Origin of the sequence: Rhizobium sp. NFR12 (genome assembly GCF_900108545.1) — a bacterium.
In the GTDB taxonomy this organism is placed as follows: Bacteria; Pseudomonadota; Alphaproteobacteria; order Rhizobiales; family Rhizobiaceae; genus Neorhizobium; species Neorhizobium soli.
In genome coordinates, this window is sequence record NZ_FNWM01000004.1 from 443652 (window position 1) to 458078 (window position 14427).

Sequence of the window (14427 nt, forward strand, 5' to 3'; positions counted from 1 at the left end):
ACGGCCTTCATGCATGTGCTGGCGGAAACAGGCCGCGAGGTTTTACCGACAGGATCACGGCCATGACCACATAGATCAGCATCGATGCCGCAGCGCCGCCGATCATGCCCGCCTGGGACGGGTCCATGAACAGGGTCAAAAGTTGCGGCAGAAGAAGCCGGCCGAGCGTATCGGTGATACCGACGAGCAGCGCGCCAATGAGCGCACCCTTGATCGAGCCGATACCGCCGATGACGATCACCACGAAGGCGAGGATAAGGACCGGTTCGCCCATGCCGACCTGGACCGATTGCAGCGGGCCGACGATTGCGCCGGCAAGTCCGGCCAGAGCGGAGCCCAGTGCAAAGACCAGCGTATAGAGCGTGCAGATATCGACGCCGAGCGCGCCGATCATCTCGCGGTCGCTTTCGCCAGCCCGGATGCGCATGCCGAGCCGGGTCTTGCCGATCAGCAGGTAAAGGCCGAGCGCCACCAGCGCACCGACGGCGATGATCGCCAGGCGGTAGACGGGATAGGTTGCATCCCCCGGCAGAGCGACCGCACCCTGCAGCAGCGGCGGAATATCGAGGTAAAGCGGGAAGGAGCCGAACAGCCAGCGGGTGCCTTCGGAAAAGATCAGGATCAGCGCGAATGTCGCCAGAACCTGATCGAGATGGTCGCGGTCATAGAGCCTGCGGATAACCAGGAGTTCGACGATGGCACCGGCTGCCGCCGCACAGGCAAGGCTGGCGACAAGGCCGAGCCAGAACGACCCCGTCCAGGCGGCAACGGCCGCGCAGGCGAATGCGCCGACCATATAGAGCGAGCCATGGGCGAGATTGATCAGGCCCATGACGCCGAAGATCAGCGTCAGCCCGGCAGACATGAGAAACAACATGACGCCGAGCTGGATGCCGTTCAGCAGCTGCTCGAGAGCAAGCGAGATGGTCACATGCTTCCCTTAGATCTTGCAGTCTTTGGCGTAGGCGTCGCCATGATCGGCAAAGATCTTCTCGACCGTCTTGTTGGTCAGAACGCCGTCCTTCTTCACCACTTCCGTCAGGTAGATATCCTGGATCGGATGCTGGTTGGTGTTGAACTTGAACTTGCCACGCGGCGACTGAATATCGGCTTTGAGAAGTTCGGCGCGGAAAGCGTCTGCATCCTTGACGTCCGCCTTGGCAGCGGCAGACGCGATCAGCTGGCCGGCATCATAGGCCTGAAGCGCATAGATGGACGGCAGGCGATTGTATTCGGCCTTGAAGTCGGTGACGAATTTGCGGCTGACGTCGGTATCGAAATCCGGAGCCCACTGCCCCGATGCCTTGGCGCCGAGCGCCGCATCGCCGATGGCCGGCAGGACGTCCTGGCTGAAGGAGAAGCCCGGGCCCATGACCGGGATCTTCACACCCGACTGGGCAAACTGCTTCATGAAGGAAATGCCCATGCCGCCCGGCAGGAAGACGAAGATGCCGTCGGCACCCGACGCACGCATCTGGGCGATTTCGGCGGCGTAATCGGTCTGGCCGACCTTGGTATAGACTTCGCCCGCCAGTTCGCCCTTGTAATAGCGCTTGAAGCCGGTCAGCGAATCCTTGCCGGCCGGATAGTTCGGCGCCAGGATGAACATCTTCTTGTAGGACTTGTTGGCATATTCGCCGACCGCTTCGTGAAGATTGTCGTTCTGATAGGCAGCGTTGAAATAGAGCTTGTTGCAGCCGGCACCGGCGAGCGCTGCAGGTGCCGCATTGGTCGAGACATAGAACTTGTCCTGCGCGACTGCGCCTGGAACGACGGCCATCAAAAGGTTCGACCAGACGATGCCGGTGAGCAGGTCGACATTGTCGCTCTGGATCATCTTGTCGGCGATCTGGACGGCGAGTTCCGGCTTCTGCGCATCATCTTCGGTGACGACGGTGATATCCTTGTTGCCGGACTGCTTGATGGCCAGCATGAAGCCGTCGCGCGTATCGACGCCGAGGCCTGCACCGCCGCCGGATAGCGTGGTGATCATGCCGATCTTGAGCGGTTCGGCGATCGCCAGACCGGATGCGCCGAGGCTGAGTGCCATCGTGGCGGCGACCAGGATTTTCTTCATCGTCATTCTCCCCTTTTTTATCCCCTGCTCCGCCAATCCGTCGATGGCGGTGAAACCGTTACCTTCCACATTCGCCGGCAAACTTCCACCGCGTGCAAGCGCAAAAAGCATCACAAAGCAAACTATGCCGACGAGGAGAAGTCTTGGAACAGCAAGGCAGGCTTTCCAGCGACATCGGGGGCGGGTTATGACGCTTGTCGGATCGAACAGGGGACAATCACATGCGACACGGGATCATCGACTGGGACGACGCCTATGCCAATGGCCCGAACATTCCAAAGGGTGAACAATGGCCCGCCGCATGGGTGGAGCCGGCAAGACTGTACCGCGAAACGCTCGCGGCCGACGGCCGTGCGAAGCTCGGAATTGCCTATGGCGACAAGCCGCGCAACCGGTTCGATCTTTTCCTTCCCGCCGGAAAGCCGGAAGGCCTTGTCGTCTATGTCCATGGCGGCTTCTGGATCGCGCTCGACAACAGCTACTGGTCGCATTTTGCCCATGGCGCGCTGGAAAGCGGATATGCGGTGGCACTCCCCGCCTATACGCTTGCGCCGGAAAACCGGATCGCTGAAATCACCCGCGAGATCGGCCAGGCCATCACGGCCGCAGCAGATCTGGTGGACGGGCCGATACGGCTTGCCGGGCATTCGGTGGGCGGGCATCTGGTGACGCGGATGATCACCACCACGTCGCCACTCGCAGAGACCGTCCGAGACCGCATCGTCAACACGGTGTCGATCTCAGGCGTGCATGACCTTCGCCCGATCATGAAGACGAAGATGAACGAGAAGCAGCGGATCGATCCTGACGAGGCGCAGCGCGAAAGCCCGGCCTTGCTGGAACCCCTGCCGAACACGCGCCTCACCTGCTGGGTGGGTGGCAACGAGCGCTCGGAATTCCTTCGACAGAACGCACTGCTCGCCAATATCTGGAAGGGTCTGGGGGCCGAGACCGAAGCCGTCGAGGAGCCGGACAGAAACCATTTCACGGTTCTGGACGGGCTATCCGATCCGAACCACCCGCTGACGAGAGCGCTTTTGGGCTAGCGTTTTGTCGCTAGAGAGACGCGGCGCCGCGGGCGGCCTGATCGTAATGGCCGGACAGGGCGCGAAGGCGGGCGGCGACATCCGACAAGGAGTCTGCGGACACTTCGGTTGCCAAAACGGATTTGACGAGCAGGCTTTCACGCATCGCCTTGTAGCGGGCACAGGCGGCAGCGCCCGCTTCCGTCACCATGACCAGCTTTTCCTTGCCGCGCCGGCCGGACTTGATCAGCTTCAGCCGTTCCAGCTTTTTGAGAGCGTAGGTCACCACATGGGTGTCTTCGATATTGAGGACGAGCGCGATATCGGCCAGCGTCTTCGGTTTGTTGCGGCTGTTGACGTTGTGGAGGACGAGAATGTCGACGGTCGAAAGGTCGGGCACTCCGGATGCCGCCATGCAGCGCACCATCCAGCGGCTGAACGCATGATTGAGCATGGTGAGGCCGAACTCGATTTCGGACAGAGCCGGCAGCGCGCCGCTTGCCAGGTGCTCCGAAGAAACGATCGGGCCAACAGTGTCTATCGGTTCGGACATGAGCTTCTCCGGAATGAGAGGGCGCCGCGGCACGATTGCCACGGCGCTTCCGAAATCACATCTTCTTGTAGGCGTCCAGAATCGCGGCGCCATCTGCGCCGGCTTTCTTCGACCAATCCTCGGTCAGCTTGGCGCCGATTGCGGAAAGGCCGGTCTTCAGTTCGGCGCTTGGTTCCAAAACCTGCATGCCGTTCTTCTTCAGCGTTTCCATGTAGGACGCCGTCTTTTCGGCGGCCATCGACCAGCCGCGGGTTTCTGCAGCCGCAGCCGCATCCGTCACGGCTTTCTGCGTGGCGGCGTCGAGGGCTGCGAACGCAGCCTTGTTGACGAAGATGACGTTCTTCGGGATCCAGGCCTGGGTGTCATAATAGTGGGTCAGCGATTCCCAGATCTTGCTGTCGACGCCCGTGGCGCTGGAGGTCATCAAGCCATCGACGACACTGGTTGCCAGAGCCTGCGGCAGTTCGGCGGCCTGGACGGTGACCGGCTGGGCGCCGACCATTTCAGCAATCCGCGACGTGCCGACATTATACGCGCGCCATTTCAGACCTTTCAGGTCGGCAACGCTGTTGACGTCCTTCTTGGTAAAGACGCCCTGCGGCGGCCATGGCGTGGTGTAGAGAAGTTTCAGACCCTGCTTGTCGAGCGCCTGTTCGATAGCGGGCTTCGACGCTGTGTAAAGCTTCTTGGACTGTTCGAAGCTGGTGGCCAGGAACGGCACGACGTCGATCCCGAAGACCGGGTTTTCGTTTTCGTGCAGCGACAGCAGCACTTCGCCCGCCTGCGCCTGGCCGGTCTGGACCGCGCGCTTGATATCGGGGGCCTTGAAGAGGGAGGCATTCGGATGGACGGTGATCTTCAGCTCACCTTTGGTGGCCGCATCGATGTCCTTGGCGAACTGGTTGAGGTTCTCGACATGGTAGTTGGTCGGTGGATAGGCGGACGGCAGGACCCAGTTGGCTGCGAAAGACGATGCTGTGGACGCGAGGAGCGCAGCTGCGGCAATGCCGAGGCGGGCGAGTTTTCCAGTGACCTTCATTTTCAGTTCCCTCTTTGTGATTAACCCGGGAATGCCATTTTCGGCAGAACCATCACGATTTCCGGGAAAACCGTAATGATGGCGACGGTCGCCACAAGCAGGAAAAAGAATGGCAGCGAGGCTTTTGCCACCGTCAGGCTATCGCGCCCGCTCATCGTCTGCAGGACGAAGAGATTGAAGCCGACGGGCGGAGAGACCTCCGCCATCTCGACGATGAGCACCAGAAAGATGCCGAACCAGACGAGGTCGAAGCCGGCCTGCTCGATCATCGGCAGAACGACAACCGTGGTAAGGACGATCATCGACAGTCCATCCAGTGCCGCACCGAGCAGAATATACATGATCGTCAGCACGGCGATCAGAGCGTAGGGGCTGAGGTTGAAGCTATCGACCCAGGCCGCCAGCGCGTTCGGAATGCCGGTATACCCCATGGCGATCGACATGAAGCCGGCACCCGTCAGGATCAGCATGATCATGCAGGTGAGACGTGTCGCACCCATGACGCTGTCCCAGAAGGACTTCCAGCTGAGCGTTTTCGACCAGGCGGCAATGGCGAGCGAGCCGGCCACACCCCAGGCCGCACATTCCGTCGCCGTGGCCCAGCCGAGCAACAGCGTTGCGAAGACGAGGATGATCAGAAGGCTGACTGGGATGAGGTTGGCCGATTCCTTCAGCTTCTCTTTGAAGCTCATCTTCGGCGGCGCAGGCGGCTGCTTGTCGGGGTTGAGCAGTGACCAGACGACGATATAGCCGCAATAGAGGACCATCACGATCAGGCTCGGCAGGAATCCGGCGAGGAAGATCTGGATGATCGAAACGTTGGCGGCGACCGCATAGACGACCATGGTGATCGACGGCGGAATGAGAATGCCGAGCGTGCCGGCACCGGCCAGCGAGCCGAGACTGACCATTTCGTCATAGCCGCGCTTCTTCAATTCCGGCAGGGCGATCTTGGCAATCATTGCCGTGGTTGCAGCCGAGGAACCTGAGATCGAGCCGAACAGGCCGCATCCGAGAACGTTGACATGCATGAGCCTGCCCGGGAGCCAGCCAAGCCAGGGTGCCAAACCCCGGAACATCTCTTCGGACAGCTTTGTCCTGAAAAGGATTTCGCCCATCCAGACAAACAGCGGCAGCGCCGCCAGCGACCAGGACGCGCCGTTGCTCCAGGAGTTGGTGGCCAGCACCGCGCCAAACGGGATGCCCGGCACGAAAAGCATGGCAATCAGGCCGCAGATGAGCAGCGAGAAGCCGATCCAGACTCCGGCGGCCAGAAGCGCAAGCAGCGCGACGAGGACGACGCCGGCGATTTCAACGAGTTCAATCGTTCCCATGCGTCAGGCCCCGCTCTGCATTGCGCGTTCAATCACTTCTTCGGCCGTTTCCGCAGGCGGCTTTTCATAGCGGGGTGCCCCGCCGAAAAGCACATGCAGAAGCTCGTCCGTCATGGCGACAGCGAGGATGATCAGGCCGCCGGAAAAACCGATCTGGGGGATCCACAGCGGCATGGCGATGACGCCTTGGGCAAGATCGTTGAACCGCCACGAGGTGACGTTCATGTCGAAAGCGTACCAGGCGAAATAGAGGGCAGCGGCGGACCCAACCAGCAGGGCAAAAATCTCGACCATCTGGCGGGTACGGCCGGTGAACCTTTCCACCAGCAAGCCGACGCGGATCATTTCGCCGGAGCGGAATGTATGGGCGAGACCGAGGAAGGCAGACGCCGCCATTGCCCAGGATGCGAAATCGTCGCCGGCCGGAACGTCTATCCCAAGCGGGCGACCTGCGGAAAGCGCGAGCATGATGAGGAAGATCGCAATCAGGAAAAGCCCGGCCAGCCAGCCGGACACGAGGTACAAACCGTCCAACCCTTTGCGGAGCCATTCGGGGAAGATGCTGTGGCGTGGATCAACGGTGGACACGGTTTGCCCTCCGCACAAGAATGCGTAGATCGCTCATATGGCTTCCCCTCGGTTGCCTTTGCGGCGCGGCTCTTCTGGCCACTTTGCCTGTTATAAAGGCATGATGCCGTACTGGGCATTTTCCTGTCAATCGATCATTGACGTTTTATCGACGAAATGTTCTCGTGGCCTCAAATCGATCGTTACGGGGGCATTGCATGGCGCAGGACAAGTGGGATTTCTGGATCGACCGCGGCGGCACATTTACCGATATCGTTGGGCGCAAGCCGGATGGGACACTTGTGGCCCACAAGGTCCTTTCGGAAAATCCCGAAGCCTATCGCGATGCCGCGGTGCAGGGCATTCGCGAGTTGCTGCAGGTCGAAGCCGGGCAGCCGATACCCGCCGAACTGGTCGGCGCCGTAAAGATGGGAACGACCGTCGCTACCAACGCGCTGCTGGAGCGCAAGGGCGAGCGGACGCTGCTCGTGACCACACGCGGCTTCAAAGATGCGCTGGCGATCGGTTATCAGGCCCGAACCGACATCTTTGCCAAGAAGATCGTGAAGCCCGAACTGCTCTACACGGCGGTCGTGGAAGTCGACGAACGCGTGCGTGCCGACGGAGAAGTCGAGGCGGAGCCGGACGAGGCGACGGTGCGCGCGGACCTTCAGGCGCAGTTCGATGCGGGCTACCGTGCGATCGCTATCGTCTTTATGCATGCCTATCGTTATCCGGCTCACGAACAGCTGGTCGCAACGATCGCCCGCGAGATCGGCTTTGCCCAGGTCTCTGTCAGCCATGAGGTTTCGCCGCTGATCAAGCTGGTCGGCCGCGGCGATACGACCGTCGTCGACGCATATCTCTCACCGATCCTGCGCCGTTACGTCGATCAGGTGGCGAGCGAGCTTGGCACGGATGCGGAGACTGCCGGTTCTGAGGGACCCCAGCTGATGTTCATGCAGTCTTCCGGCGGGCTTACCGCGGCAAGACTGTTCCAGGGCAAGGACGCAATCCTGTCAGGCCCGGCCGGTGGCGTCGTTGGCGCGGTCGAAACCTCGCGACTTGCCGGGTTCGACAGAATGGTCGGCTTCGACATGGGCGGCACGTCCACCGATGTTTCGCACTATGACGGAGAGCTCGAACGTTCGTTCGAGACCGAAGTCGCTGGCGTGCGGATGCGCGCTCCGATGATGTCGATCCACACGGTCGCGGCCGGCGGGGGCTCTATTCTGCATTTCGAAAACGGTCGGTTCCGCGTCGGCCCGGATTCTGCCGGCGCCAATCCCGGCCCGAAAGCCTATCGGCGTGGCGGCCCGCTCACCGTCACCGATGCGAACGTGATGCTGGGCAAGCTTTCTCCGGAACTCTTCCCTAGGATTTTCGGGCCCAACCGCGACGAGCCACTGGATGCCGTTGCCGTGCGGAAAGCCTTCGAGGAGATGGCGACGGTGGTCGGCGATGGCCGCACGCCGGAACAGGTGGCGGATGGTTTCCTTGCCATCGCGGTCGAGAACATGGCCAATGCCGTCAAGAAGATCAGTGTCCAGCGCGGCTACGATGTCACGCATTACGCGCTGACCTGTTTCGGTGGCGCCGGTGGTCAGCACGCCTGCCTGACGGCGGACGCGCTCGGGATCTCGACGGTCCTGATCCATCCGTTTTCCGGCATCCTGTCTGCCTACGGGATGGGTCTCGCCGATATCCGCGCTACCCGCCAGCGTACGGTCTCGCGGCCGCTTGCCGAAGCACTGGCATCGCTTGACCCGGTTCGCGACGAACTGTCGACAAGCGTGCTTGCGGAAATGGGCTCGCAAGGCGTGGATCGAGCGCAGACAGAGGTGCTGCACCGTGCCCACCTTCGCTATCAGGGCACGGATACGACCCTTTCGGTCGCGGTGACAGATGCCGCCGAGATGACGGCAGCGTTCGAGACTGTCCACCGGAAGCAGTTCGGCTTTATCTTCGAAAACCGCGAGATCATCTTCGAGGCCTACGAGGTCGAGGCGATCGGCGGTGGTGCCGATGCATCGGAGCCCGAGTTTGCGCTGGACGACGCGGCCCCAACGGCTGCGGAGCACACGCGGTTCTATTCCACCGGCGCGTGGCGCGACGCGCCCGTCTATCGCCGTGCCGGCATCGGGCCCGGCGCGCGCGCCAGCGGTCCCTGCCTGATCGTCGAGCCGCACCAGACCATCGTGATCGAAGACGGCTGGGCTTTCGAAGTGACCCGGCTCAACCACGTCGTCCTGAAGCGTATCGTCACGCTCTCGCGTGCCAAGGCTGTCGGCACCCAGGCCGATCCGGTTCTGCTCGAGGTCTTCAACAACCTGTTCATGTCGATCGCCGAGCAGATGGGCGTGACGCTGCAGAACACGGCGTCCTCCGTCAACATCAAGGAACGGCTGGATTTCTCCTGCGCCGTGTTCGACGAGAACGGCGCGCTTGTCGCCAATGCGCCGCATATGCCTGTTCATCTCGGATCGATGGATCGATCCGTCGAAAGCATCATTGCGCAGAACCAGGGCAAGATCCGTCCCGGCGACGTGTTCGCGTTGAACGCGCCCTATAATGGCGGAACGCATCTGCCAGATATTACGGTGGTCACACCGGTGTTCGATGACGCGGGCGGGAAAATCCTGTTCTACGTCGCCTCGCGCGGTCACCATGCCGATGTCGGCGGGACCGCGCCGGGATCGATGACGCCGCTGGCGACCACGGTCGACGAGGAAGGCGTGCTGTTCGACAACGTGCTTCTGGTCGATCGCGGCAGGTTCGACGAGACGGGCATCACCAACCTCCTGTCCGACCATCCCTACCCGGCCCGCAACGTTGCGCAGAACGTCGCAGATTTAAGGGCGCAGATCGCTGCCAACGAAAAGGGCGTTTACGAAATGCGCCGGATGATCGCTCAGTTCGGGCTCGATGTCGTGCAGGCCTATATGGGCCACGTCCAGGACAATGCGGAGGAAAGCGTTCGCCGTGTTCTGGAAAAGCTTGGCGACGCGGAGTTTTCCTACGCGACCGACCAGGGCAGCACGATCAGGGTCAAGATCACCATCGACAGGCAAAAGCGCGAGGCGACGGTCGATTTTACCGGCACCAGCGAGCAGAAAAAGAACAATTTCAATGCGCCCGAACCGGTGACGCGCGCGGCCGTTCTTTACGTGTTCCGCGTGATGGTGGAGAGCTCGATCCCGATGAATGCCGGGTGCCTGAAGCCGATCCGCATCATCGTGCCTGATGGTTCGATGCTCAAGCCGCAATATCCGGCAGCGGTCGTTGCCGGAAATGTCGAGACGTCGCAGCACGTGACGAATGCTCTGTTCGGCGCGCTGGGTGCGATCGCAGCAAGCCAGGGCACGATGAACAACCTGACCTTCGGCAACGCCACCTACCAGTATTACGAGACGCTGTGCTCCGGTTCGCCGGCCGGCCGGTTCAACGACGGTAGCGGCTTTGCCGGCACCGACGCTGTCCATGTGCACATGACCAACTCGCGTCTCACCGATCCGGAAATCCTGGAGACCCGGTATCCGGTGCTGCTGGAAGACTTCCACATCCGCGACAATTCCGGCGGACAGGGTCAGTTTGCGGCCGGCGACGGCACAAAGCGGACGATCCGGTTTCTCGAAACGATGGACTGCGCCATCCTCTCCTCGCATCGGACGCTCCACCCGCACGGCCTTGACGGCGGCGGAGAGGGCGAACTCGGGATGACCACCGTGCGCAGGCTCGACGGCTCGATCGAGACACTTCAGGGCTGCGCCCAGACGGTGATTGAGGCGGGCGAAGCGGTGACCGTGACCACGCCGACGGCTGGGGGCTATGGCAAAACGGCGTGATCTGCCGTAACCGGAGATCATGACCAGACAGGTTGCGATCATAGGCGGTGGGCCGGCGGGACTGATGGCGGCGGAGCATCTTTCCGCTGCCGGATTTTCGGTGACCGTTTACGAGGCGATGCCGACCTTTGGGCGGAAATTTCTGCTGGCTGGAAAGTCCGGGCTCAATATCACCCATGCGGAGGATTTTGATCGGTTTGCCGGACGTTTCGGCTCGCCTTCCTCGCGGATGCAACCGGCGCTTGATGCGTTCACGCCATCGGATGTTCGCGCCTGGGCACAGGAGCTCGGGACGGAAACATTCGTGGGGACATCGGGCCGGGTTTTTCCCGTTGCCATGAAAGCATCGCCACTGCTGCGCGCCTGGCTTGCCCGGCTGGGCAACCAGGGCGTGGTGCTGAAGACCCGCCATCGCTGGACGGGGTTCGAAGGCGGCGGTTACCGATTTGAAACTGTTGATGGCGACCTTCTCATCCGCCCGGATGCGGTCATTCTGGCGGTTGGTGGCGCAAGCTGGCCACGGCTGGGTTCGGATGCGGCCTGGGTGCCGTGGCTGAAGGCCGAGGGGATTGCGGTAACGGAGTTCCAGGCGGCCAATTGCGGCTTCGACGTTGCGTGGAGCGACGTGTTCGTCGAGCGTTTTGCCGGGGCACCGCTCAAATCCGTCTCGACGCGATCGGATGCGGGCACCTATCAGGGCGAGTTCGTGATTTCGAAACACGGGATCGAAGGCAGCCTTGTCTATGCGCATTCGGCAGTCCTGCGTGAGCTGATCAACAGGGATGGAAAGGCGGCTCTTGATGTCGACCTCGTGCCGGGCCGCAGCTTTGAGCGTCTCGTGCGCGACCTCTCGCGGCAGGATGCGAAAGCGAGCTTTTCCAACCGGCTGCGCAAGGGTGCAGGCCTCGACGGTGTCAAGGCGGCCTTGCTGCGCGAGCTGATACCGGATGTGAACCGGATGCCGCCGGAGGATCTGGCGCGGGCGATCAAGGCGCTGCCGATCCCGCTGCTGCGTCCTCGCCCGATTGCGGAAGCGATCTCCTCGGCCGGTGGCATCGCCTGGGACGAGCTCGATAGCGGCTTCATGCTGGAGCGGCGTCCGGGTCTGTTCGCGGCCGGCGAAATGCTGGACTGGGAAGCGCCGACCGGCGGCTATCTTTTGACTGCCTGCTTTGCCACGGGTCTTGCCGCAGCGCGCGGCGTTGAAGCCTATCTCAAGACAGAGTGACTGCTGCTGCGTTCACCATCGGCCCGCGACAGGATAGACTGGCCGGGACTCAAACAGACGACGGTCCATGTTTTTCATTTCCAAGCTGATCTGGCTGCTCGCGCAGCCGCTTTCCATCGCCTTCCTGCTTTCGGCGCTTGCCGCTCTCTTCGCGTTTTTCGGCCTGCGGAAGCTTTCCGGCATCTCGGCACTTCTGAGTGCGCTCACCCTGTTCGTCACGCTCTATACGACGGCGGGCGCATTGGCGCTGCAGTCTCTCGAGGCTCGCTACGCCAAGCCGGCAACCGATCCTGCAGACCTCTCCTGCATGATCATTCTCGGCGGTGCATTCGAGAGCGAGGTGACGGCCGCACGGGGTGGCATCGAGTTCAACCAGGCGGCGGACCGGTTTATCGAGGCGGGTCGGCTGGCGCTGCAATTTCCGCAGTCGCGCATCCTGATTTCCGGCGGCGACGGATCGTTCAGTGGGGTCTATGAAGGCGAAGCGCAGGCGTCCGAACGGTTTTTCACGGCCTTCGGCATAGCAGCGGACCGGGTGGTGAAGGAAAACACATCGCGCACCACCTACGAGAATACGCTCAATACAGCTGAAATTCTGAAGCAGCGTGGCTTCAGCGATTGCGCGCTGATCACCTCGGCCTTCCACATGCCCCGTTCCGTCGCCCTGTTTCAGAAGGCGGGAATAGCGGTCCGGCCTTGGCCCACCGACTTTCGCACCAGCGGCATCGTATCCGCCAAGCTGGATTTCACCCAGCCGGCGCTCAATGCGCAGCTGACGGCGACGGCCGCGCGGGAGTGGATGGCCGTTCTCGGCTATAGGTTCGCGGGCCGGATCGACAGCATCAAGGCGCCCTGATCCCTGAAGGGGCCGCGATTACTGTTTCGAGATCGTCACGAAACGACCGCCGCGGACGCGGACCCGCATGACGCAGGGCGCGGCATCGGTGCGCTCGCAGAACCGCGGATGCATCTGCAGCATGAACACCATGTTGCCGAAATACTGGACGAAATCGTAGCCGTAGATCTGGGCGGTGGCGATCATGATATAGCCGCCCTCCTTCGCCTGGACGTAGAAGTTCTGCGGGCAGCCATCTGCATTGCATTTGGGGCCGCGAACGCCGTCGCACGTCAGGTCGCTGTGATCGGTGACGACGTCCGTTATGCCATCATTGTTGATGTCGAAACGTTTGACGAAGCCCGGACCGAACTCGACTTTTCCGCAGGTTTTCTGGAAATGGCTCTTTTCCGTGACTTCCGGATCGCTGAACAGTTTCTGCTGGGCTGACGCGAAGGTCGGCAGCAGGACGAGAGCGACCAGAAGTATCAAGACCTTATTCACCGCACCTACCCATATTCTCAAATCATCTGTTCATGACATCATCGGACCTGACCGGAGATGCCGTTGCCGTTGTTAGCGTGATCATCTAGAGCAATGCACTTGCGCGACGCTGGAGAATGGAATGTCCCTGCTGATGATCCTCGATTATGCCGGCATCGCGGTGTTTGCCGCAACTGGTGCGCTTGCGGCATCGAGAAAGGAGCTCGATCTCATCGGGTTTTTGTTCTTTGCAGCCGTGACCGGGCTCGGCGGCGGCACGGTGCGTGACATCATTCTTGGCCGGACCCCGGTCTTCTGGGTTCTCGACCCGACCTATATCCTGATCTGCGTCGTAACCGGCGTTCTCGTCTACCTGACGGCACACCGGGTCGAATGGCGCTATCGCCTGCTGATCTGGCTCGATGCGGTGGGCCTTGCCGCCTACACCGTGCTGGGTGCGGCCAAGGGCCTGGCCGCGACCGGATCACCCACGATCGCGATCATCACCGGCGCGCTGACGGCGGCATTCGGCGGGATCTTGCGCGATCTTCTCGCAAACGAGCCTTCCGTGCTGCTGCGCTCGGAAATCTATATCACGGCCGCGATCGCCGGCGCGGCCGCGTTCACGGCGGCACAAGCGCTCGGTTTTCCGCAGTATGTCAGTTCAGGCTTCGGGGTATGTGTCGCCTTCGCCTTGCGGGGCGGCGCGATCCATTACGGCTGGACGCTGCCACGCTACAAGTCACGTCCGGGGCGACCAGCAGACGAGGCGATCAAGGGCAAGGCCAAGGATTAGCCGCGCTTTTCGCGCAGCCGGATGATGACGTCGACATGGGCGATTTCCATGCCCTCGGGCGCATCCGGGAGATTGCCGATTTCCAGATTGCTGATCGGGATATCCAGCACCTCGTTGCGCCCTTCGACAAAGAAGTGATGGTGATCGGAAATATTGGTGTCGAAATAGGTGCGTGCGCTCTCAACGGCGAGAACGCGGATGAGGCCTGCCTCGGTAAACTGGTGGAGGGTATTATAGACGGTTGCGAGCGAGACCGGCACGCCGGCTTCCGTGGCTTCCGCGTGCAGTTCCTCGACCGTCAGATGCCGATCACCCTTTGCAAACAACAGATCCGCCAACGCGACGCGCTGCCTCGTCGGTCGAAGGCCGCAATGGCGCAATCTAATCTCGATGTTCGGCATGGCATCCGCCATATGTGCTTCGGCTCCAACCGTTTCGTCACACGGGATCTAATCTGATTTCCGATATAACTTTTAAGATGAATTCTTTCAATAGTGTCCCTTAGCACGTCCTTCCGCGGTCGGCAAAAACGCTAATTTTCGGTGTTTTACCACTGGTTTGCGCTCTCCGCTTCCTATATGCGGACCTGAATGCGATGCTTCCGCAGCTGCAGTCTTCCCCAGACAGCACCTGTGTTGTCATGGC

13 protein-coding genes are annotated in these 14427 nt (G+C 61.4%); 5 read left to right on the top strand and 8 right to left on the bottom strand.

What is annotated here, in order from left to right; all coding sequences use genetic code 11:
* Window positions 1-7: 7 nt before the first annotated feature.
* Together BLW69_RS18565 and BLW69_RS18570 are read right to left on the bottom strand one after the other, a co-directional pair.
* Window positions 8-931, bottom strand: a complete 924-nt coding sequence (locus BLW69_RS18565) for a branched-chain amino acid ABC transporter permease (RefSeq protein ID WP_092664037.1) — start codon at window positions 929-931, stop codon at window positions 8-10.
* 9 nt (window positions 932-940) lie between these two features.
* The gene (locus tag BLW69_RS18570; RefSeq protein WP_092664039.1) at window positions 941-2077 is read right to left on the bottom strand and encodes an ABC transporter substrate-binding protein; all 1137 of its coding nucleotides are present in this window, start codon (window positions 2075-2077) and stop codon (window positions 941-943) included.
* Window positions 2078-2298: 221 nt separating this feature from the next.
* Here BLW69_RS18570 and BLW69_RS18575 point away from each other — a divergent pair, with 221 nt between their 5' ends.
* A complete protein-coding gene (locus BLW69_RS18575) occupies window positions 2299-3123 on the top strand; it encodes an alpha/beta hydrolase (RefSeq protein ID WP_092664041.1) in 825 nt (274 codons plus the stop codon).
* 10 nt (window positions 3124-3133) lie between these two features.
* Here the strand turns inward: BLW69_RS18575 and BLW69_RS18580 are convergent, their stop codons facing one another.
* From BLW69_RS18580 to BLW69_RS18595, 4 genes are read right to left on the bottom strand one after another with little or no spacing between them, the layout of a single operon-like run.
* A complete protein-coding gene (locus BLW69_RS18580; RefSeq protein ID WP_062454239.1) occupies window positions 3134-3655 on the bottom strand; it encodes a winged helix DNA-binding protein in 522 nt (173 codons plus the stop codon).
* Between the two features lie 55 nt (window positions 3656-3710).
* Entirely contained in the window at window positions 3711-4694 is a 984-nt protein-coding gene (locus tag BLW69_RS18585) for a TRAP transporter substrate-binding protein (protein ID WP_092664043.1), read from the bottom strand.
* A 20-nt stretch (window positions 4695-4714) separates the two neighbouring features.
* Window positions 4715-6028 carry a TRAP transporter large permease gene (locus BLW69_RS18590; protein ID WP_092664045.1) on the bottom strand — a complete coding sequence of 438 codons (1314 nt, stop codon included), beginning with the start codon at window positions 6026-6028 and terminating at the stop codon, window positions 4715-4717.
* A gap of 3 nt (window positions 6029-6031) precedes the next feature.
* Window positions 6032-6616 (bottom strand): TRAP transporter small permease, encoded by a 585-nt coding sequence (locus BLW69_RS18595; RefSeq protein ID WP_062454242.1) that lies wholly within the window; start codon window positions 6614-6616, stop codon window positions 6032-6034.
* 197 nt (window positions 6617-6813) lie between these two features.
* Here BLW69_RS18595 and BLW69_RS18600 point away from each other — a divergent pair, with 197 nt between their 5' ends.
* The 3 genes from BLW69_RS18600 to BLW69_RS18610 all read left to right on the top strand — a co-directional run bounded on the left by BLW69_RS18600 (window position 6814) and on the right by BLW69_RS18610 (window position 12524).
* Window positions 6814-10440 carry a hydantoinase B/oxoprolinase family protein gene (locus tag BLW69_RS18600; RefSeq protein WP_092664046.1) on the top strand — a complete coding sequence of 1209 codons (3627 nt, stop codon included), beginning with the start codon at window positions 6814-6816 and terminating at the stop codon, window positions 10438-10440.
* Between the two features lie 16 nt (window positions 10441-10456).
* Window positions 10457-11668, top strand: coding sequence for a TIGR03862 family flavoprotein (locus tag BLW69_RS18605; protein WP_162759434.1), 1212 nt, complete (start codon window positions 10457-10459; stop codon window positions 11666-11668).
* A 67-nt stretch (window positions 11669-11735) separates the two neighbouring features.
* On the top strand, window positions 11736-12524 hold the full coding sequence (locus BLW69_RS18610; protein ID WP_092664050.1) for a YdcF family protein: 789 nt from the start codon (window positions 11736-11738) through the stop codon (window positions 12522-12524).
* An 18-nt stretch (window positions 12525-12542) separates the two neighbouring features.
* Here the strand turns inward: BLW69_RS18610 and BLW69_RS18615 are convergent, their stop codons facing one another.
* Complete coding sequence (locus BLW69_RS18615) at window positions 12543-13007, bottom strand: hypothetical protein (protein WP_092664052.1); 465 nt, start codon at window positions 13005-13007, stop codon at window positions 12543-12545.
* A gap of 121 nt (window positions 13008-13128) precedes the next feature.
* On the opposite strand from BLW69_RS18615, the gene BLW69_RS18620 reads away from it, so the two are divergent.
* The gene (locus BLW69_RS18620; protein ID WP_062454246.1) at window positions 13129-13782 is read left to right on the top strand and encodes a trimeric intracellular cation channel family protein; all 654 of its coding nucleotides are present in this window, start codon (window positions 13129-13131) and stop codon (window positions 13780-13782) included.
* Here BLW69_RS18620 and irrA read toward each other — a convergent pair.
* A complete protein-coding gene (gene irrA, locus BLW69_RS18625) occupies window positions 13779-14195 on the bottom strand; it encodes an iron response transcriptional regulator IrrA (protein ID WP_062454247.1) in 417 nt (138 codons plus the stop codon). The two genes, BLW69_RS18620 and irrA, sit on opposite strands and share 4 nt — an antisense overlap.
* Window positions 14196-14427 lie beyond the last annotated feature (232 nt).